The organism is Sulfitobacter sp. SK012, assembly GCF_003352085.1.
GTDB lineage: Bacteria > Pseudomonadota > Alphaproteobacteria > Rhodobacterales > Rhodobacteraceae > Sulfitobacter.
This window is the reverse complement of record NZ_CP025804.1, coordinates 1,525,285-1,544,234: the sequence shown is the minus strand read 5'-3', so window position 1 is coordinate 1,544,234 and position 18,950 is coordinate 1,525,285. Positions and strand designations below refer to the sequence as shown.

Below are 18,950 nucleotides of genomic sequence, written 5' to 3'. Positions count from 1 at the left end.
TTGCAATCAAGCCATCAGGGCGCGGGCCGCGTCAGGGCCAAGCACGTCGGGCCTGCTACAGGTGGTTGTCATGGTCATCACGGTTCCGGTTTCGCCAGCCTCAAGGATCGCTGTCATCACCTCGACCACGTGGGTCGCGAATGCGTCATTGCAGCGGTGCGGGCGGTCTGCCGCGATGGCGAGGGCCATGTCGGCCAACCCTGCGCCGCGATAGTTGGCTTGGGTTTCCTCAAAATTTGGAATGTTGAAGGGGTGATCCCAAGACTTTTCGACGGGGTCACCGTTGCGTTCTGTCACTGTTAGAGTGCCGCCAAAGAAGTTCGGGTCAGGCAGGTTCAATGTCCCCTCAGAGCCATAAAGCTCCATGATGGGGTGATTGCTGGCCCAAACATCCCAACTGGCCAGAAGCGTAACGATCGCGCCGCTTTCAAACGACAACACAGAATGGATCGTGGTCGGGGTTTCTACTGGCACGGTCTCACCATCGCGGGGGCCGTTGGCGATGGTGCGGGTGTTGCTCGCCATTCCGGTAAAGCTTGTTACCTTTTTCACCGGTCCAAGCAACTGCACCAGATTGCAGATATAATAGGGCCCGAGGTCAAGGATTGGCCCACCGCCCTTTTGAAAGAAGAAATCAGGGTTCGGATGCCAATCTTCCATGCCGTTCGACATGATGACTGCTGCACCAGAAGTTACTTTGCCAACGGCACCGGCATCAATGAGGTTTCGGGCCAGTTGGTGGCTACCGCCCATAAATGTGTCTGGCGCTGATCCGATCCGCAGATTGTATGCTTTTGCAATTTCGCCCAACTCTTGTGCTTCTGTAAGGCTGAGAACAAAGGGTTTCTCTGAATAGACGTGTTTGCCCGCGTTCAAAATGGCGCGGGACACATCCACGTGCGCCGCAGGGATCGTGAGGTTGATGACCAAGTCCACGTCCCTCGCGGCCAATAGGGCCTCTACCGTTTCCGCGCGCACACCAAATTCAGCTGCCCGCGCGTTTGCGTTGTCCATGTTGATGTCGGCAACCGCGACAATTTCATAGCCTTTGAACATGGGGGCCAGTGTCAGGTAGGCCGTTGAAATATTACCGCATCCGATGATGCCAACGCGTAAACCTTCAGCCATGCGTGTTCTCCCAGAGGGTTTTGAACGCGGCGGCAGAACGGCTGGCGTAGCCAACCGGATCGCTTGGTTTGTCGTGTTCCAAGGTATAGATCAGATCGTTTGACGCGGTACGGCAAGCTTGCAAGAGCGCTGCCCAATCCATTGTGCCTGCGCTCAGATCAGACCAACCATCCTCGTCCAGATTTGTTCCACTCGCCGCGATATCTTTGACGTGGATGGCCGAGAGGCGATGACCGTAGCGCTGAATATATTCGATCGGATCGCACCCGCCGCGCACGATCCATGCCAGATCTGCCTCCCATGTGATGTCGGGGGCAGTCTCCAGCAAAATGTCCATCGGGGCGCTACCATCGGCCAGTGCCACAAACTCGAAGTCGTGGTTGTGCCAGCCAAAGGTGATGCCGCGTTCGGCGTATTTCTTGCCTGCGGCGTTCAAGCGTTCGCCCAAGTCTGCCCAGCCGTCTGTGGTCGTGGGGCGATCCTCTTCTTCGAGATAGGGCGCAAAGACGCGGGTGATACCAAGGGTATCGACGATGCCCATCGTGGCCTCGAAATCAGCTTCGATGTCGCTCAGCCCCATGTGCCCCGAAGGCATAGAGATGCCATTGGCATCCATCGCTGCACGGTAGGCTGTCGGGTCGCCGTAGACGCCGCCGTAACCTTCGACCTTTGTAATCCCTAAGTTGGGCAGTTGCGCCAAAAGTGCGATTTGATCCGCGCAGTCGCGCATCGAATAGAGTTGGAGTGCTGCTGTCATGTGTCTGCTTTCGAAAATTAGAGACGGATCTCTGTTGCCACGTCGAAGAGATGCAGCCGCGCCGCATCAAATCCAATTGTCAGTCTGTCGCCAGATTTTAAGCCCGATTGCCCCTCGGTGCGTACGCGCACCGATTGACCCGCAAAGTTGACCCACACAAGCGTGTCTGAACCCATCGGCTCGACAATGTCGATCTCAGCGGTACCAGTGAAAGTCGCACCGTTGGCATCCTTGCCCGTCAGGATATGCTCCGGGCGAATACCAAGCCAAGCGGCGGTATCGCTGCGGGTCTCTGAGGCAAACTCATACCCGTCTACGTCCACCTCAAAGCCATCACAGGCAAATTTTGTTCTGGTCAATTGGCCCGTAAATAGGTTCATTGCAGGAGAGCCAATGAAGTCCGCCACGTATTTGTTGCAGGGTTTTGCGTAGATAACTTCGGGGGTGTCCAATTGTTCGATCAGGCCGTTTTTCATGATCGAAATACGGTCGGCCAATGTCATCGCTTCGACTTGATCATGGGTCACATAGATCATCGTGTTTTTCAATTGTTGATGCAGGCGTTTCAGTTCGACCCGCAGATCGGTGCGCAATTTGGCATCGAGATTGGATAGTGGTTCATCGAACAAGAAGACATCCACGTCTCGCACGAGGGCGCGACCAATAGCGACCCGCTGGCGTTGCCCGCCTGAAAGAGCACCAGGCTTGCGATCCAGCAAAGCTTCGATCTGCAGAACTTTGGCAGCCTTCTCAACACGCTGTGCGATCTCAGCCTTTGGGACTTTGGCGTTCTTCAGGCCGAACGAAAGGTTTCCGCGTACCGTCATTTGCGGGTAAAGCGCGTAAGACTGGAACACCATGCCGATGCCCCTGTCGGACGGTTCCGCCCAAGTGACGTTTTGCCCCTTGATGAAGATTTGTCCATCCGTCACATCCAGCAATCCAGCGATACAGTTCAATAGTGTCGATTTTCCACACCCCGAAGAGCCAAGAAGTACCAGGAACTCACCCTCAGCTATCTCGAGGTTGAGTTGCTTGAGGACCTTTACAGAACCGAAGTTCAGGTCCAGATCTCTAATTTCTACAGAGTTTGCCATGAGTTAATCAGCCTTTGACTGCGCCAGCGGCGATGCCACGGACAAAGAGTTTGCCGGAAGCAAAATAGATGATGAGAGGAACCAATCCGGTCAGCAATGTTGCTGCCATATTGACGTTGTATTCCTTGACCCCCTGTACCGAATTCACGATATTATTGAGCTGTACTGTCATCGGATAGGTCGCGGGTTTGGTATAGATCACGCCAAACAAAAAGTCGTTCCAGATACCTGTCACTTGCAAAATGATTGCGACCACAAAGATCGGCAGGGCCATGGGCAACATGATCTGAAAATAGATCTGCCAGAACCCGGCACCGTCCACACGCGCTGCTTTGAACAGCTCTTCTGGGATCGAGGCAAAGTAGTTGCGAAACAGCAGCGTCAGGATCGGCATGCCAAAAATTGTGTGTACCAGAACCAAGCCACCAATGGATCCCATCAGCCCAATCTCGCGCAGCAGGATCACGATCGGATACAGCATCGTTTGATAGGGAATGAAGGCACCAATGATCAGGATGGTAAAGAAGGTCTCGGACCCTTTGAACTTCCAGTTCGACAATGCGTAGCCGTTGATCGATGCAATCAGGATCGACAGCACAATCGACGGGATCAAGATGCGCACAGAGTTGCCAAATCCTCGCGACAGCCCGTCGCAATTGATACCAGTACAGGCCTCGGACCACGCCTTGACCCATGGCTGAAAGGTAATCTCAATCGGGGGGCCGAACACGTTGCCCATGCGGATTTCTGGCATACCCTTCAGCGACGTCACGATCATCACGTAAAGCGGCAGCAGGTAGTACATCGAGACGACGATGAGCGTGCCATAAAGGAAAATATTGGCGCGCGAGAATACTCTTTTTGGCTTTGGGCCGCGCGGACCAGCGGCCTGATTTACTGCGACATCAACCACGTTTGCGCCCTCCGAATTCAAGATAAGCCCACGGGATCAGAATGATTACCACCGAACACAGCATCATCGTTGAGGCCGCAAAGCCTTGACCCAGATTTTGGGCACGGAACATATATTGGATCACGTATTTCGCGGGCACTTCTGACGCGAGGCCCGGCCCGCCCCCGGTTTGCGCCACCACAAGATCGTAAAGCTTGATGATGCCAGATGCGATCAACACCAGCGAAGTGATGAACACAGGCCGCATCATTGGGATGATCACCACAATATAGGTCTTGATCGTGCCGATCCCGTCGACCTTTGTAGCTTTCCAGATGTCTTCATCGATGCCGCGCAAGCCCGCAAGCATGATGCACATGATCAGGCCCGAACCTTGCCAGATACCTGCAATCAACAGACCAAACATTACGATGTCGGGGTTATTAAGCGGATCGAAATTGAACGATCCCCAGCCCCAGCTGCGTACAACGCTTTGCATTCCGAAGTCGGGGTTCAATATCCACTGCCACGCAAGGCCAGTGACAACAAAGGACAGGGCGAAAGGGTAAAGGAATATGGTGCGAAAGACGCCTTCGAAGCGAATTTTGCGATCAAGGCACGCAGCAAGCGTAAAGCCGATCACCAAGGTCAGGATCATCGAAGAGACACCGTAGACGGCAAGGTTCTTGATCGAGATGATCCAGCGCTCAGTGCCCCAGAGCCGTTCGTATTGGTCAAAGCCCACCCAATTGGTTTTGGGCAACATGCGCGATCCAGTAAAGGAATACACAACCGTCCAAGTCGTGCCACCTACAAAGACGACAAGGGCCGTCAGGATCATTGGGATCGAAGCAAGCTTGGCCATCAGGTTCTTGAACAGGCGGCTTGGCCGCTTGGCGGATGGCAGCTGGGGGTCCGAGGCCACGGTCATCGTGTCGGCTCCAAAATAAGGGGTGTCGGTCCGCAAGGTTGGCCCAGCAGCACGTTGCCGCTGGGCCACCGAGTGCGCTTAGTCTGCGTCTTCGATGATGGCAGCGTATGCGGCTTGAGCATCAACAGCCGACATATCGCTCGACCAGAACTGTGCTTGCAGATCTTCGAGTTGCAGCGTGGTGTCCTGAGAGAACGTGATGTCATTGGAAGGCAGCACACCGCCATCCGAAAGGATTTGCAGACCTTTCTGCATGCAGCCATTGGCCGAAGACATATCAATATCACCACGCACAGGCAGCGAGCCTTTGGACAGGTTGAAGGCCACCTGAATTTCAGGAGAGATCAGTAGTGCTGCAAGCTCTTTTTGCGCAGCCGCAACCTCTGGATCGTCGATGACGGGGAAGTAGAATGCGTCACCGCCGGTGTCGAGAACCGGGTTCAGACCCAGACCCGGCAGACAGGAATAATCCGTGCCCTCAACTTTGCCAGCCAGCGAGAATTCGCCCTGTGCCCAATCGCCCATGATCTGAGCGCCGGCTGCCCCTGTGATGACCATGTTTGTCGCTTGGTTCCAGTCTTGCACGTTGGATTCGCGCGCCAAAGCACGGGCTTCGGCCACTGCTTCAAAGGCTTTGGTGTATTCTGGGCCGCGGGCTACATCAGCGTTCTTGTCGACGTTTACGCCTTTCCATGCGTCCAGACCGGCAACGGCCAATGTGATCGCACCGAAGGCGATGTTTTGCTGCCAGCCTTGCTGACCCATAGCCAAGGGCACCACGCCTGCCTCTTGCAGGGCAGCGGCGGATTCTTCGAACTCGGTCCAATTTGCCGGAACTTCAAGGCCTGCTTTTTCGTAGGCAGCATGTGACAGCCAAATCCACTGCGCAGAGTGGATGTTGACGGGCACGCAGTAAATTTTGCCATCCAATGTGCAGGCATCAAGCAAGGACGGCGGGTTGACGATGTCAGCCCAGCCACCAGCTTCAGCCACGTCTGTGAGGTCAAGCAGCATTCCCGCTTCGATCAGCTCTTGGGCTTGGCGACCGTGGTTCAGTTGTGTGGCGGCCATCGGGTCGCCGCCAAGGATGCGCGAAATGATAATTGGACGCGCAGTATCGCCGGATCCGGCAATCGCGCCATCGACCCATGTATTGCCTGTGGCGTTCCATGCGTCGGCAAATTTGGAAACGGCTGCAGCTTCGCCGCCGGACGTCCACCAGTGGGTGACTTCCAGTTCAACTGCGTTTGCTGCGGATGCGGCTGTGAGTGCCGTCCCAAGCAGCAGAGACTTCAAGGTTTTAGACATTTTTTCCTCCCAGAAATGCGGATTCCCGCCAATTAGATAGAGATCGCGTTGTGATCTCCCCACTATGCAATCGATTACATTTTGATATGGCATTGATGTTTCTGTCAACAAAATATGTAATCGATTACACGGAAGTAGGTAATTACAGGACGACAAAGTGGTTAAAATCTCGACACTTCAAGATGTTGCCCGAGTAGCAAAAGTTTCGACTGCGACGGTCTCCCGGACGTTGTCAAACCCAAATGTCGTCTCCGAATCGACACGGCGGCGGGTGGCGGAGGCCGTGAAGATCACTGGTTACCGCATCAATCGTGCCGCGCGAAATCTGCGCACCCAGCGCGCACATTCGGTTCTCGTGCTGTTGCCCAATCTTGCAAACCCGTTCTTTTCGTCGATCCTTGAAGGTATCTCGCGACACCTGTCGCAGTCCGGGTTTTCGATGCTTATTGCCAGCACCAAACAGGTGCACGACAGCGGGGAACGGTTAATCGATTATCTTGATGATGCACTTGCTGACGGGATGATCATTCTCGATGGAGGGTTGGATCCCCAAGTTATCGAAACGCTGGAGAGCGCCCCTCAAGCCAAGCGTATCCTCTTCGCTTGCGAGTGGATTGAAGGCGCCGACTTCCCGTCAGTTCGTTGTGAAAACCGACAAGGTGCACGTACAGCAGTGAACCATTTGTTTGACCTTGGCCATCGCAAGATCGCTCACGTGACAGGTCCTGAGGGCAATGTTTTGATGCAAACCCGCAAGGATGCCTTTGTCGCTGAAGTGGCGCGGCTCAAGCTTGAGTTGAAGCCGGAATGGGTCATTGCTGGCGACTTCTCGCTCGCGGCTGGTTGTCTGGGTGCAAAGACGTGGATCGCAATGGAAGATCGTCCCACCGCAGTTTTTTGTGCGTCCGATCAATTGGCGATGGGGTTTATCGCCGAACTGTCGCGCCATGATTTCAAGGTGCCTGATGATGTGTCGGTCATGGGTTTTGACGACATCGAATTGGCCGAACAATTCATCCCGCCACTCACGTCTATCAGGCAGGATCGTCTTATGATTGGTGAAACGGCAGCCAAAATGCTGATGGCGCGGATCGTAACGCCCAATGCGGAGAACTTAGAACAGGCCGCCGTCCTGCCGATATCCCTTGTCATCCGTGAAAGCACTGGATCGCCTCGCTGATCAGGCACGCTCTTGTTCCGGACCCTCAAGGTGAACGAATGAGAGCGGCTAGGGTCAAAATTTGATTTGACAAGTAGGCGTTTCGACGACCAAAGCAACAACCGCACGCCCGCTTATCAAAATATCGCCGCAGTTCCGAGCTACCTCAGCGAATGTGCTCTATTGCCCGGTGCATTTCGCCAAGGTTACAGCTTGGAAAGCGGTCATTGGCATCGCGGAAACCAAGGGCAGCTTTGTCCGCATTGCAGACCTTAGTGCAGGACACAGCGAAAGTCTGTTTTGCGACATTTGGCGCTTTGATATTTAATAGGTCCAGACCCTAAGAAGCGGCGGGAGTTGCATACGGCCTATTGATCTAGTGTGGCAAATGATCTCTATTGGAATGCTAAATGAGAACTTGAAGGACCAGCAATGTTGTCCATTCACCGCTTGTTGCCTCTGCTTTTCTGTTTTTCACTTTTTGCCGGAACATCTGCGTCAGCAACTGCGGACGGTCCTGATTATTATGCTGTAACAGGCGTTGCGAACAACGATGTCTTGAATATTCGCACTATACCTTCGGCTTCGGGTACTTTGATTGGAGCCATACCACCTGACGGGGACGGCATCGCCAATCTTGGTTGTGTGGGAGGGGTTACCTACGAAGAATGGGTAGATGCGACTGAGGAGGAGCGGGCAGAAAGCGTCAAGACGAGGTGGTGTCGCGTTGGCTATGATCGCACTATTGGGTGGGTCGCGGGTTGGTTTTTGACCGAAGGCAGCGGTGAGGATCAATTTCGGGCTGGAGGTAGGCTAAGCGACATAGCGGGTTCCGAATGGCAAGTACGCGATTTTGCAGGCGAACTCTCGAAGGCTGATGCTTGGATTTCTTTCAAATCAGATAATGCCGTCGTTGGCAGCGGAGGCTGCAACAACTTCAATGGAACGTATGAAGCTGATCAGGGCCCAGGACTTTTTGGTCCGATAGCATCAACCAGAAAGATGTGTCCTGATCCGGAAATGCAGACCGAAATGCGTCTGTTTCAAGTGTTGGGCGATGCCCAAGAAATGGTAGCGTTTCATCTTGTAATGGCTCTTTTCGACAACAATGGTGCAATGTTGGCGACCTTTGAGCGCAGCGACCCAGACTAATTTAGTTCTATTTGCTGACTGAATGGGTTGTCCCTTCATAATCAGGCAAGGTAGCTCTTTAAATACTTTAATGAAAAAGGTCACCGATGAACCGATTTGTACTTATTTTCCCGTTGCTTGTTTTGGGCTCGTCGCTAGGAGCTGAAAACACTGGACAAGATCTGTTCGCCGAGAATTGTGTTTTGTGCCACGGCACAGCGGGACGTGGCGACGGTCCCAAGGCTGGAGAACTGGGTGCGCCGCCACCAGATCTGACAAAAATCGCCGAGCGCCGTGACGGGGTTTGGCCCATGCTTGAAATTATGTCGATCATCGATGGTTACTCCCGCAACACGCTCCCGCGAGAAGATATGCCAGTCTTCGAAAATTTCTTGGACAATGACATGGTAGAATTTGACACTGGAAACGGTGTGGAAGTTTTGGTGCCGAGTAAGCTTGTCGAGATAGTGAACTATCTCGAAGAGTTACAGGATCCTGCGCCAGAGCGATACGTACCTTGAGGCCGCTTCCTAAATGACAAAAGAAAAGGGCATGGAATGGCAAAGATTGATTTTTGGTTTTCTATTGGAAGTACGTCACAGTAATGCGCCTGCCTGATCTTGCGAAGAAGGTTGGGATCGAGTTTCGATGGCGGCCATTCGACGTTCGACACGTCATGATCGAACAGAAGAACATATGAGGTGCCCCTAGTTTCCTAGACGCCTGCCTCGTTGATTTTCTGCTGTTTCTTTTCATAGTCAACTGGTGACAGCATGCCGTTGTTTGTGTGCTTGCGTGTCGGGTTGTAAAACATCTCGATGTAGTCGAACACATCCTGCCTTGCGGCATCGCGTGTTAAGTATGTCCGCCGCCTGATCCGTTCCCGTTTCAGAAGCTACCAACAGTGCATTCGGGTCGCTTTCAAGTATCTGCAGAACAGCCTGCCCAGAAATTCCATTTGCGTTCGAAATCTCGCATTGTTCCATCTGGGCAAATGTTACTGGCACGTCAACTCTCCCTGTACAGATCTCAATCTATACCCTGTTCACTCCAAAACCCGAACGTTCTGATGTGAGATGATGCGGAAGTTGTCAGTTACTTGATCTCGAAAGCTGAGCCACTGTTTTGGGACCACCTCTCGCATAAAGTTCAAGATTGCATTGGCGAAGTGTTTTTGCGTTGGATAGTGCCGATTATGGGTGACGTGGCTGTGCATGACGGCCCAGAGCCTCTCGATGGGATTGAGATGTGGGCAATAGGGCGGAAGTTGGATCAGATGAATGCGACACTTCTTGCGCGACAGGAACGCTCTTACATCGGGGCCTTTGTGGTATGGGGCATTGTCCCAAATGACGTGAATGATACGTTTGTCAGGGTTCCTCGCTTCGATCTTGGCGAGAAGTTGAACGGAGCTAACCCCATCAACGGTGGTTGGTTCAACAAAGGGTGCGTCGAAGGTTTCCAGGTTCAGAGCACCGTGAATGTTCACGCGGCCGCGCCCAGATGTCGTTTGAATGGCTGGATTTGACCCTTTGCGAGCCCAACCATGGCTGGGCTTACTTTGATATTCTGGATGAACGGCATCCGAGAAGTAGACGGCCTCGTCGGCAGGCAAGTTGTTCAGTAGGCTTTCATAAAATGCGATGAATGCGGCCTGCTTCTCGACGTCAGCCACACGGGGCAGCGCCCTTGGCTTGCGATATTCGAACCCCAAACGGGCCAAAAGCTTGATGCAGCCAGAATGAGAATAATGGATGTTATACTTTGAGCTCACATAGGCTCTGATCTGCACCGTTGAACGGCAGAACCGTCCCTCAAGCCATGCGCACAAATTCCCTTCTTGAGCCGTCGTCATCCGTGACTGCCCACCTTTCCAACCATCGTAGGCGACGGCATCCCAGTTTTCAGCCAGATATTGCTTGTGCCAGCCGCGCACCGTGTCGTCGTCCAGAAATAAAACTTTTGCGATTTGGGCACATGACATCCCCTCATCGAGCAGCAAAAGCGCATTCGCACGCCGCGCGACCCCGTGATCTTCGCGTTGGCGTTGCACGCACGACAAAAGTTCAAGGCGATCTGACGCAGTGAGGAAGTTCGGACGGATCATACAAACATCTGAATCTCATTTGCTTAGTCCGTCAATCCAAAAGTCGGGTGATCGAGGACTCGGTGTATACCATAAAAAGTGCGGCTCAAACTGAGACTGATTTTATCAAAGTACCAAGGTATTCTCGAGTTCCGTCATCCCAATCGGTAGGGTTCTCATTGTGAGCAACTTGAGCATGAAGTTCCATGAGCTTCCAAACTTCACTCTTCGTTTTCGCGACAACACTGGCAGGGCAGGCCTCCATTCCCTCACAATCTCGGCACGAATATGAAAAGGCATCCTTCATGATATTGGCTCCCTTTGTTTCGTAAGAGTGTACCAGAAAAAGTTAAATCGAGCAAAAATCCACTAATGGTACGAAACCAGATAACTGACATCCCGACGCAAATTTACTTGGTCTGCTCTGGGCTTGTCTTATGCCATTCCCATCGATCTGCGAAGATTGAGCCGGTGCTCGCTGCACTCTGCGCAGAGGTCAGCTATGCGGGATGGGATGGATGGCTCCTGCGCCCATCGGCGTCGTAATGCGCCATACTGCAGTTGTCAGAAACTGTTCAGCAGAGGAGCCACCCAATGCAAGTTACAACAGTAGGTCTAGATTTGGCCAAGAACATTTTTCAAGTTCACGGCATCACTAATGACGGCGAGGTTGTCTTCAATCGCGCCCTACGGCGTGCGCAATTGCTAAAGTTCTTTGAATGCCTTGATCCTTGCCTTGTTGGCATCGAGGCATGCGGCACCAGTCATCATTGGGCCCGCGAATTGGTGCGATTGGGCCACGACGTAAAGCTGATCCCGCCCATTTATGTGAAGCCTTATGTTAAAAGGGGCAAGTCTGATGCGGCTGACGCGGAAGCCATTTGTGAGGCTGTAACACGGCCGACCATGAGATTTGTTGAGATCAAGACGCCAGATCAGCAAGCAATACTGGCACTGCACCGAACACGGAATCTTGTCGTTCGACAACGCACGCAGACTATCAACATGTTACGTGCGCAACTGGCCGAATTTGGCATCGTGTTTCCGCAAGGTGTTGGCCACGCGACCAAATTTGCAAAGCGCCTGTTTGAAGGTGAGTGTCCAGAGCTGCCAGATACTGCAGGCGGTGTGATTGCCAAACTTTGTGAGCAGATTTTGTTCCTACATGGAAAGATTGCCAACTACACCCATGAGATGACGCAAGTGGCGCGACGCGAAGATCGTGTCGCCCTGTTGCAAACGATTCCTGGCATTGGGCCGATCACAGCGTCCGCCATCGTGGCCACGATTGGCACTGGCAAACAGTTCAGCACAGGTCGTGATTTTGCTGCTTGGCTAGGCCTTACACCTCTAAACCGCTCCAGTGGTGGTAAAGAGAAGTTGGGACGTATCTCGAAGATGGGGGACAGGTACATTCGGCGATTACTCGTCATCGGCATGATGTCCCGCATGCGCCAAATCACCAAGACCCCCGAGCGATATGACCCATGGTTCGCAGACATCATGGCCCGAAAGCCTGGCAAAGTAGCTGCCGTCGCAATGGTGAATAAAACCGCTCGCATGGTTTGGGCCGTCCTAACCCGTAACGAACCTTATCGCATCAGAACAATCTGACCCAAACCGAAACACAGAGGTAGCAAGACCAATGAAGTGATGGAAAAATTGTCAGCCCTAGAACCAAGACACACCGTGCTTTGTCCTGAACACATGTTGTTCGATATGCAGAATGGGACTTGGTTTGTGGAAACCATCAGGGCCAGCGGTCAAGTGATCCGCGCAAACAGGCCGGACACAAGACCGCATCTGACAAACATAAATCGCATCAGAAATGTCTTGCTAAGTAGGAGCCATCCACACAGGACAAAGCGGTGATTTGGCATCAGCCCTTATTTTCGCTGGGGCAAATGCAATGTTGAAGCCCCCCGCAAGCGGTGCTGCTTTGCAGAGGGCTGTTGAAGTCTTAAACGAGGATCAGATCGTCTGCGTAAATGACAAACAGATCATCGGCGGCAAGAGCTTCAAGCGGCACTGTTTCATAGGGAATAGTAAAATCGCTAAACAGCTGGATATTACCGCTCTCAATTAAGTCGTCGGCAATAAGTTCACGGGCGCCATTTTCATCAATGAATTTTACTTGAGTAAAGAATTCATTTGAAAAGGCCAAAATAGCGTCTCCGTTTCTGCCTATCACATTAGCAAAACTAAAGTCAGAATTCAGAATGCCATCTTCACCAAATGCGTAGAAGTTGATAGCGGCGGCGCCCCCGGCCAGCTCAAAATTAGTGATTACGAAACGATCTTCGCCAACATCAAAATTTGTGATATTGACGACTGATCGGCCATCAATTGCATTGAAGCTGAGCACAAAATTTTCCGCTAATCCGGAGACCGCGGTAAATTCTGTCCCACTGCCCAAGTCGATAATCACAGGTCCCGCAGGCCCATCGTCGGCCCCGGTGATGGCGATGTCGATGACCTGCTCGGTGCCGTCATCGCTGGAGAACACAAAGCTGTCGGTCAAAGGATCGCCAGCCGCCAGCGCATCGACCGACGGATTGGCGTCGTCCAGGGAATAGCTCCACACGCCAGACGTATCGATGGAATAGCTGCCATAGGTCGTGGTGCCACTGGACGCGACAATTGCGCCTTGCCCTTGATCCACATCCGAGACAGTTGCGATACCGGTCGCGTCCACGTCTTCGTTCTCGGTCACAGCCCCTGACAGATCGCCCCCGAATGTCGCCCCATCATTAGCGCCGGTGATGCCAATCGTCACGGTTTGCTCGGTCCCGTCCTCCGCCATCACGACAAAGCTGTCGGTCTCCGCGATACCGGCGTTCAGTGCGTCGATGGTCGCGTTGGCGTCATTAAGGGTATAGGTCCAGCCACCATCGGTGCCGACCGAATAGCTGCCATATGTTGTGGTGCCCGCAGCAGCGACGATCCCATCGGTGCCGTCAAAGTCGGTCGCGGTCAGCGTGCCTGTCGCAGGGGTTTCTGCGTCCTCGGTTACTGATCCTGCATCATCGCCGGTGAACAGCACCGCGTTGTTGCGACCGTCCAGATAAAGAGTATAGTTATCTGCCCCGAAATACATCGCTTCGATGGAGACAAGGTAATCCTGCGCGCCTTGGTCATCCGTGATCCGCGTTACCTTGCGGTCGCTGGCGATGTTATAGTCAAAGATCGAACCGTCAAAGCTTGCAGTATCAAAGCCGCTGCCGCCATAGACCAGATCCTCACCAGCGCCGCCGCTCAGGTCGTCATTGCCCGACCCGCCATAAAGCCGATCATCGCCCTCTTGGCCAAAGAGAGAGTCGTCCCCGCTGCCGCCGATCAGGGTATCGTTGCCGCCGCCGCCATAGACCGTGTCGTCACCGCTGCCCGCGATCACGAGATCGTCGCCCTCGCCCGCGAAAATGAAATCGTCACCCTTAAAGGAAATGATCAGGTCATTCCCGTCAGTGGCTGTAATATTGTCGTCTGAAAAGCTTCCGAACCTAACCGGCATGAGAATCCCCTCTCATTTTTCCAAAGCAAAATCGCTTCGATGAGAAGGCGGCCAGAACGGCCACTCGCGTATAAGCAAAAACTGATTAGTAAATTCTTATTCCCCTGACCAACCGTTATCGAAGAACCACCCATGTGTCATGTCAAAAATCAGCGTATTCTTGTCACTAACAACAGTTTCAACGTCAGGGTGTTGATTTGGAATTTTTGCCGTGAGGGATCGCCAGAAGATCACTTTCAAGCGGGGCAACTTTGGCAATTGGGCTATGACCGCTTTGTCCGGCGGACCTGTAGATCGATGCAGCACTTCACTTTGAGAGCAATGAAGAATAGTTTAAGTGTCAGCTTTCGCCGTTGCCCTTGTCTCATCTCGCGCTTGCAGCGAATTCACACTTTCCGCCCGACTTTCTGCTGCCCTCGCGAGCGCAGCAATGATTGCGCACTTGCAGCGAAAGCTAACTATGTCCGCATCTTACCAGTTCGTGCGCCGCGCAGCGAACGGCGCTGTTTCCTGAACCGGTCACTCGTTGTTTGTGCGGCGAATGCTACTGAAGAGCCCAAACTGACCGATGCTGCGGTATGCACATTTCGACACTAAGGGCGGCGACCTCAACCGGTCGATGCAACACACTCAGCGAACTTCTCTGCTGGGGTTTGATATTGCAAGGTCTTGCGAGGACGTTCGTTAAGTTGCCTTGCAATTGCGCTGAGTTTTGCTTGGGAATGAACGGATAGGCCCGTTCCGCGAGGCAAGTACTGCCTCAAAAGCCGGTTGGTGTTCTCGTTTGACCCGCGCTGCCACGGTGATTGTGGGTCGCAGAAGTAGACATCAACGTCGGTTGCCAACGTGAATCGCGGATGATCTGCCAGCTCTTTGCCACGATCCCACGTCAGCGACTTGTAGAGCTCGCGCGGCAGTTTCTGCGCCGATTTGATCAGCGCCGTGATGACACTCTTTGTGTCTTTGTTCGCGACTTTGACCAGCATCACGTACCGAGAATGCCGTTCCACGAGTGTCGCGATATAACTGTTTGTTGAATGTCACTGAGAGCTGAGCGGACTGTCGGTTGCTTCTTCTCGTAGGCAACCCTGCAATCCAACAATTCCTCGATCTAGTCATAAAAGTTATGGGAGCGGGCTAGATAGCCCAGGCCTAGAACAATGAGAGAACAAAATTAGAGGTCTGGCGTCAAAAATCGAACCACTTGGGTTCTCTCTACCTGCAAATATGATATCATTTGCCAACGCAGAAACATTAGGAGCGCAATTTTGCAGAACACATCGCACGCAGTCATGGCGCAGCGTGCGGAAGCTCGCGATAGCCTAGACAACTTCCCAACCCCACCATGGGCAACACGTGGATTGCTTGAGCATATTATTGAGCAAGGTGGACACCGAGAGCATTTAACGTGCTTAGAGCCTGCATGTGGCGCTGGGCACATGGCCGCCCCCTTAGCAGAGTATTTTGGGCAAGTTACGGCAACCGACATTTACGACTATGGGTATGGAGGCGTTTCAGACTTCCTTACCTCGGACATGCCAGCAGGATCGCATGATTGGGTAATAACAAATCCACCGTTCCGTCTTGCTGAAGAGTTCATCTTGCGCGGTCTAGACGCGGCAAGAAGAGGTGTGGCTGTTTTGGTGAGAACCGTTTTTCTAGAAAGTGTTGGACGGTATGAGCGTCTATTTTCCACTACCCCCCCGAGTACAGTTGCGCAGTTTGTCGAGCGTGTTCCAATGGTCAAAGGGAGGTTAGACAAAAAAGCTTCAACGGCTACGGGCTATGCATGGGTAGTTTGGGAAAAAAGGGTTGATCGGGGAACCCAGCTACTGTGGGTGCCTCCATGCCGTAAAAAACTTGAAAGAGCATCGGACTACGAGGGAACCATCTCCTCAAGTGTTGATGCAACAGTTGAAATAGTGAGAGAAGATCAGAGCAAGCTCCTACTCTAAACGTAACCAAAACATAATATCGACCGCGCCAAGGCTAAAGCAAAACTGACAAGTCTTTGAACATACGTGTCGCTAATGTTCCTCTACTGCAAACCTTGAAGTTCAGCTTCGTACCTAGTGGTTACAACCCATACTCAGCCTTTTCCATTTGCACGTTGCAAGCACTCGAGCTCGCTTGAGTTTTGCTACATCTTTTGCAAACGGATTGAGATCATTCAGCCGAATACAACCCTCCTGAACAAGGGCATCAAGAATAGCCCCGCTAGCGGCCTTGTCGATACTCAGCCGCCATTGGCAGCACGCTCGCCTCCACCCGCACGCCATCCAACCAATCCGCCCAGGTCCGCATCATTTCGTGGCGTTCCGATCGCCATGTGACGCGGTTATAGGCCCGGCCATGCATGTCACGCGGCGTATGGGATAGTTGCATTTCCACCATGCTCTCCCGGTATCCGAGGGTCTCCACCAACACCGTGCGCGCCACAGCACGCGCCCCGTGGGCAGTCATGCGCCCTTTATAGCCCAGACGGTCGATAAGCTGCCCTGTCGCCACATCGGCAACCACACGACCAGTCGGGCCCGCAAACACATGTTCACTGCTAGAATTTCTGACACGAAGCTGATCGATGAGCGCCAGCATCGGATCAGACAATGGAACTATGTGCCCATCCTTAGCGACCTTGCCGACACGGTAGACCCATTCGCGCTTTTCAAAATTCAAATCTGCCCAACGCATCTGCCGCACTTCACCCGGGCGCGCGAAGGTATAGAGGCAGGCCTGGACGATGGGCTTGCCCATGGCGCGGGTTTCAAGCCCCCAGAGCGACTGTAGGAACAGCGCAAGTTTCTCGGGTTCGATAAGAGCAGGACGATGCGACACAGCGGGTGTGTCACCGATCGCCTTACCCAGCCGCAGTGCAGGGTTGTATTTGCACATGCCCAGAACCACGGCGTGGTCCATGACCTGAGCGATGAACCCGATCACCTTCTTTGCAGTATAGACTGCCCCGCGGTCCGCGATGGGCTGGACGGCCGCCAAAATGTCCAACGGTTCGATGCCGTCGATTGGCGTATTGCCCAGCACCGGAAACACATCGATATTCATGCGATGCCAGAACCTTGCGCGCACCGACGGCACCCACGATGTCCGCGTTGCCTCATAGGCCACTGCCACGTCCCGAAAAGCGTCACCAGCCACGACCCGATCCCGCGCCTGTGCGCGCCGCTTTTCGGCACCGGGATCGATACCGGAGGCAACGGCGTCTCGAACCTCCGAGGCCGCGCGCCTAGCATCCGCCAACGTCAGGGACGGATAGCTGCCCAACGTAACATCCCGCTCCTTGCCATTTTGATAAATTCGCTGCTTCCAAGTTTTTGACCCGGTCGGGCGAACCACCAAAACGAGGTTTTCACCATCAGACAGCTTGTAAGGCTTCGCATTTGGTTTGCATTTCCTAATTTTCAACTCAGTCAGCGCCACGGCTACCCTCCTTTAGAACCCCAGCTCGACCCCAGATGAACCCCAGAATGGGCCTGATTTGGTCTGTCTGGCATTGTCGGGGAGTGTTAATGACATAAATCGCAAGTCACTGCAAATAAAAGATTTTTTGATGGGGTTTGACGGGGTTTGAGAAGGTAAAGTGGTGCGGGCGGGGGGACTCGAACCCCCACGGGCATACGCCCAACAGATTTTAAGTCTGGTATGTCTACCATTCCATCACGCCCGCATCTGGCGTTGTCTTCAATTTCCAGCTTCGGGCTTTCATCAAACCCAAAACCTGTCTCGCAGACGCAACTCTTTGTTCCGTATGCATTTCGCCGCACAGACACAAGGGGCCTGGATCTTAGCGTCTCCCATTCCCCAAGTGAGCCGTGTGGCGCACAATACGCAAGCTTGGGGCAGTGTAAACGCCTCAGATGTCTTCGCCTACGGGACCAAGCGGTGCACCCTTGGCCAACAGCGTAGCTTCGCTAAGCCAAGGATTGTTTTCAACCGCGATTAACATCTGTTTGCGTGCTTCTTCAATCCGCCCCAGCTTGAGCAACGTTAGACCCCGACCAGACTGCGCCGCGACGTGATCGGGCTGCAAGGAAAGCGCGATATCGAGATCTTCAAGCGCCTGCGCATAGTTCTCGGTCAGAAAATGAATGTAGGCCCGCTGATTGAAACCTTCGGCATAGGCCGGGCAATACTCGGCAAGTCGGGAAAAATCCGCCAAAGCACCAATGAAATCATAGCTGTCACGCTTGCGCATCCCGCGGTCCAACACTTCTTGGGCAGCCTCATCAGGCGCTTCTAGCCAGACCTTCCACATTTCCTGCGACACAGTTCTGCCAACCCGGAAATCGGGCGCAGTGCGCGCCTTTTCAAAGAGCTGCTGCATTTGAGCAGACACATCCTTGGGGGTAGGACAGTCAGCGGCGAAGGCGGGGCCAGCCATAAGACAAAGGGCGATAAGCGTGCGCATACCCTAAGGATGGCGCATATCGGTTATCCGTCAAGCCCCCTCCGCCAACATGACCTCTTTCACAGCTTCCATTGCGACGTAGGTCGAAGTGTTGGAAACATGCGGCAAGCTCGAGATCGTCTCACCCAAAAAGCGGCGGTAGCTGATCATGTCGCGGGTCCGCACCTTGAGCAGATAATCAAAATTACCGGCGATCATATGCGCCTGCTCAATCTCGGGCACACGGGCCACTGCCGCGTTAAAGGCCCGCAGAGCGGCCTCTCGGGTATCGCTAAGCCGGACTTCTACAAATGCGACGTGATCCAGGCCCAGTCGGATGGGGTTTAACATGGCGCGGTACCCAAGAATGATGTCGCTTTCTTCAAGCCTACGCAAACGGGCTTGGGTCGGTGATTTTGACAGACCAATGCGCCGAGCAAGATCAGTGATACTGATCCGCCCATCCTCTGCAAGCACAGCCAGAATCGCTGCATCAAACCGGTCCAAACCGGACGGATCATTTGCCATGAAAAACCTCCAAAAAGAAA

17 protein-coding genes, 1 tRNA gene and 2 pseudogenes are annotated in these 18,950 nt (G+C 53.4%); 5 read left to right on the top strand and 15 right to left on the bottom strand.

Annotated elements, in window-relative coordinates; translation table 11 throughout:
- Positions 1-6: 6 nt before the first annotated feature.
- From C1J03_RS07525 to C1J03_RS07500, 6 genes are all read right to left on the bottom strand, one after another.
- Complete coding sequence (locus tag C1J03_RS07525) at positions 7-1,128, bottom strand: Gfo/Idh/MocA family protein (protein WP_114885191.1); 1,122 nt, start codon at positions 1,126-1,128, stop codon at positions 7-9.
- Positions 1,121-1,885 (bottom strand): sugar phosphate isomerase/epimerase family protein, encoded by a 765-nt coding sequence (locus C1J03_RS07520; protein ID WP_114885188.1) that lies wholly within the window; start codon positions 1,883-1,885, stop codon positions 1,121-1,123. Before C1J03_RS07520 ends, C1J03_RS07525 begins: the two co-directional genes overlap by 8 nt.
- A 17-nt stretch (positions 1,886-1,902) precedes the next feature.
- Positions 1,903-2,982: an ABC transporter ATP-binding protein gene (locus C1J03_RS07515; protein ID WP_114885185.1), complete on the bottom strand. Its 1,080-nt coding sequence runs from the start codon at positions 2,980-2,982 to the stop codon at positions 1,903-1,905.
- Between the two features lie 7 nt (positions 2,983-2,989).
- Positions 2,990-3,895, bottom strand: coding sequence for a carbohydrate ABC transporter permease (locus C1J03_RS07510; RefSeq protein ID WP_114885183.1), 906 nt, complete (start codon positions 3,893-3,895; stop codon positions 2,990-2,992).
- On the bottom strand, positions 3,888-4,805 hold the full coding sequence (locus C1J03_RS07505) for a carbohydrate ABC transporter permease (protein WP_114885181.1): 918 nt from the start codon (positions 4,803-4,805) through the stop codon (positions 3,888-3,890). The genes C1J03_RS07510 and C1J03_RS07505 overlap by 8 nt, the downstream gene beginning before the upstream one ends.
- A 78-nt stretch (positions 4,806-4,883) precedes the next feature.
- Positions 4,884-6,113 carry an ABC transporter substrate-binding protein gene (locus C1J03_RS07500; RefSeq protein WP_114888902.1) on the bottom strand — a complete coding sequence of 410 codons (1,230 nt, stop codon included), beginning with the start codon at positions 6,111-6,113 and terminating at the stop codon, positions 4,884-4,886.
- 157 nt (positions 6,114-6,270) lie between these two features.
- Between C1J03_RS07500 and C1J03_RS07495 the strand changes: the two genes are divergently transcribed.
- The 3 genes from C1J03_RS07495 to C1J03_RS07485 all read left to right on the top strand — a co-directional run bounded on the left by C1J03_RS07495 (position 6,271) and on the right by C1J03_RS07485 (position 8,924).
- Positions 6,271-7,293 (top strand): LacI family DNA-binding transcriptional regulator, encoded by a 1,023-nt coding sequence (locus tag C1J03_RS07495; RefSeq protein WP_114885179.1) that lies wholly within the window; start codon positions 6,271-6,273, stop codon positions 7,291-7,293.
- Between the two features lie 411 nt (positions 7,294-7,704).
- Positions 7,705-8,424: an META domain-containing protein gene (locus tag C1J03_RS07490; RefSeq protein WP_114885177.1), complete on the top strand. Its 720-nt coding sequence runs from the start codon at positions 7,705-7,707 to the stop codon at positions 8,422-8,424.
- 86 nt (positions 8,425-8,510) lie between these two features.
- A complete protein-coding gene (locus tag C1J03_RS07485) occupies positions 8,511-8,924 on the top strand; it encodes a c-type cytochrome (protein WP_114885175.1) in 414 nt (137 codons plus the stop codon).
- A 194-nt stretch (positions 8,925-9,118) separates the two neighbouring features.
- On the opposite strand, the pseudogene C1J03_RS07475 reads toward C1J03_RS07485, so the two are convergent.
- From C1J03_RS07475 to C1J03_RS07465, 3 genes and pseudogenes are all read right to left on the bottom strand, one after another.
- Positions 9,119-9,298, bottom strand: a pseudogene (locus C1J03_RS07475) (IS3 family transposase); the annotation flags it as partial.
- Positions 9,299-9,448: 150 nt separating this feature from the next.
- Positions 9,449-10,510: an IS630 family transposase gene (locus tag C1J03_RS07470; RefSeq protein WP_114883540.1), complete on the bottom strand. Its 1,062-nt coding sequence runs from the start codon at positions 10,508-10,510 to the stop codon at positions 9,449-9,451.
- An 85-nt stretch (positions 10,511-10,595) separates the two neighbouring features.
- The gene (locus C1J03_RS07465; protein ID WP_114885173.1) at positions 10,596-10,796 is read right to left on the bottom strand and encodes a DUF1059 domain-containing protein; all 201 of its coding nucleotides are present in this window, start codon (positions 10,794-10,796) and stop codon (positions 10,596-10,598) included.
- A 287-nt stretch (positions 10,797-11,083) separates the two neighbouring features.
- Here C1J03_RS07465 and C1J03_RS07460 point away from each other — a divergent pair, with 287 nt between their 5' ends.
- Positions 11,084-12,103, top strand: a complete 1,020-nt coding sequence (locus C1J03_RS07460) for an IS110 family transposase (protein WP_114885170.1) — start codon at positions 11,084-11,086, stop codon at positions 12,101-12,103.
- Between the two features lie 346 nt (positions 12,104-12,449).
- On the opposite strand, the gene C1J03_RS07455 is transcribed toward C1J03_RS07460, so the two are convergent.
- Both C1J03_RS07455 and C1J03_RS07450 read right to left on the bottom strand, forming a co-directional pair.
- A complete protein-coding gene (locus C1J03_RS07455) occupies positions 12,450-14,000 on the bottom strand; it encodes a VCBS domain-containing protein (RefSeq protein WP_114885169.1) in 1,551 nt (516 codons plus the stop codon).
- 608 nt (positions 14,001-14,608) lie between these two features.
- Positions 14,609-15,037, bottom strand: a pseudogene (locus C1J03_RS07450) (IS30 family transposase); the annotation flags it as partial.
- A gap of 402 nt (positions 15,038-15,439) precedes the next feature.
- On the opposite strand from C1J03_RS07450, the gene C1J03_RS07445 reads away from it, so the two are divergent.
- Positions 15,440-15,955 (top strand): hypothetical protein, encoded by a 516-nt coding sequence (locus tag C1J03_RS07445; RefSeq protein WP_216825905.1) that lies wholly within the window; start codon positions 15,440-15,442, stop codon positions 15,953-15,955.
- Between the two features lie 262 nt (positions 15,956-16,217).
- Here C1J03_RS07445 and C1J03_RS07440 read toward each other — a convergent pair whose 3' ends face one another.
- From C1J03_RS07440 to C1J03_RS07425, 4 genes are all read right to left on the bottom strand, one after another.
- Complete coding sequence (locus C1J03_RS07440) at positions 16,218-17,435, bottom strand: tyrosine-type recombinase/integrase (protein WP_114885167.1); 1,218 nt, start codon at positions 17,433-17,435, stop codon at positions 16,218-16,220.
- A gap of 161 nt (positions 17,436-17,596) precedes the next feature.
- A tRNA-Leu gene (locus C1J03_RS07435) sits at positions 17,597-17,682 on the bottom strand.
- A gap of 186 nt (positions 17,683-17,868) precedes the next feature.
- Complete coding sequence (locus C1J03_RS07430; RefSeq protein WP_254694211.1) at positions 17,869-18,339, bottom strand: tetratricopeptide repeat protein; 471 nt, start codon at positions 18,337-18,339, stop codon at positions 17,869-17,871.
- 114 nt (positions 18,340-18,453) lie between these two features.
- The gene (locus C1J03_RS07425; protein WP_114885163.1) at positions 18,454-18,930 is read right to left on the bottom strand and encodes an Lrp/AsnC family transcriptional regulator; all 477 of its coding nucleotides are present in this window, start codon (positions 18,928-18,930) and stop codon (positions 18,454-18,456) included.
- Positions 18,931-18,950 lie beyond the last annotated feature (20 nt).

What these genes read in the sequence shown, in the direction of transcription:
- C1J03_RS07525 (WP_114885191.1), bottom strand. Translation starts at nt 1,128, where the DNA reads ATGGCTGAAGGTTTACGCGTTGGCATCATCGGATGCGGTAATATTTCA.
- C1J03_RS07520 (WP_114885188.1), bottom strand. Translation starts at nt 1,885, where the DNA reads ATGACAGCAGCACTCCAACTCTATTCGATGCGCGACTGCGCGGATCAA.
- C1J03_RS07515 (WP_114885185.1), bottom strand. Translation starts at nt 2,982, where the DNA reads ATGGCAAACTCTGTAGAAATTAGAGATCTGGACCTGAACTTCGGTTCT.
- C1J03_RS07505 (WP_114885181.1), bottom strand. Translation starts at nt 4,805, where the DNA reads ATGACCGTGGCCTCGGACCCCCAGCTGCCATCCGCCAAGCGGCCAAGC.
- C1J03_RS07500 (WP_114888902.1), bottom strand. Translation starts at nt 6,113, where the DNA reads ATGTCTAAAACCTTGAAGTCTCTGCTGCTTGGGACGGCACTCACAGCC.
- C1J03_RS07490 (WP_114885177.1), top strand. Translation starts at nt 7,705, where the DNA reads ATGTTGTCCATTCACCGCTTGTTGCCTCTGCTTTTCTGTTTTTCACTT.
- C1J03_RS07485 (WP_114885175.1), top strand. Translation starts at nt 8,511, where the DNA reads ATGAACCGATTTGTACTTATTTTCCCGTTGCTTGTTTTGGGCTCGTCG.
- C1J03_RS07470 (WP_114883540.1), bottom strand. Translation starts at nt 10,510, where the DNA reads ATGATCCGTCCGAACTTCCTCACTGCGTCAGATCGCCTTGAACTTTTG.
- C1J03_RS07465 (WP_114885173.1), bottom strand. Translation starts at nt 10,796, where the DNA reads ATGAAGGATGCCTTTTCATATTCGTGCCGAGATTGTGAGGGAATGGAG.
- C1J03_RS07460 (WP_114885170.1), top strand. Translation starts at nt 11,084, where the DNA reads ATGCAAGTTACAACAGTAGGTCTAGATTTGGCCAAGAACATTTTTCAA.
- C1J03_RS07455 (WP_114885169.1), bottom strand. Translation starts at nt 14,000, where the DNA reads ATGCCGGTTAGGTTCGGAAGCTTTTCAGACGACAATATTACAGCCACT.
- C1J03_RS07445 (WP_216825905.1), top strand. Translation starts at nt 15,440, where the DNA reads ATGGCCGCCCCCTTAGCAGAGTATTTTGGGCAAGTTACGGCAACCGAC.
- C1J03_RS07430 (WP_254694211.1), bottom strand. Translation starts at nt 18,339, where the DNA reads ATGCAGCAGCTCTTTGAAAAGGCGCGCACTGCGCCCGATTTCCGGGTT.
- C1J03_RS07425 (WP_114885163.1), bottom strand. Translation starts at nt 18,930, where the DNA reads ATGGCAAATGATCCGTCCGGTTTGGACCGGTTTGATGCAGCGATTCTG.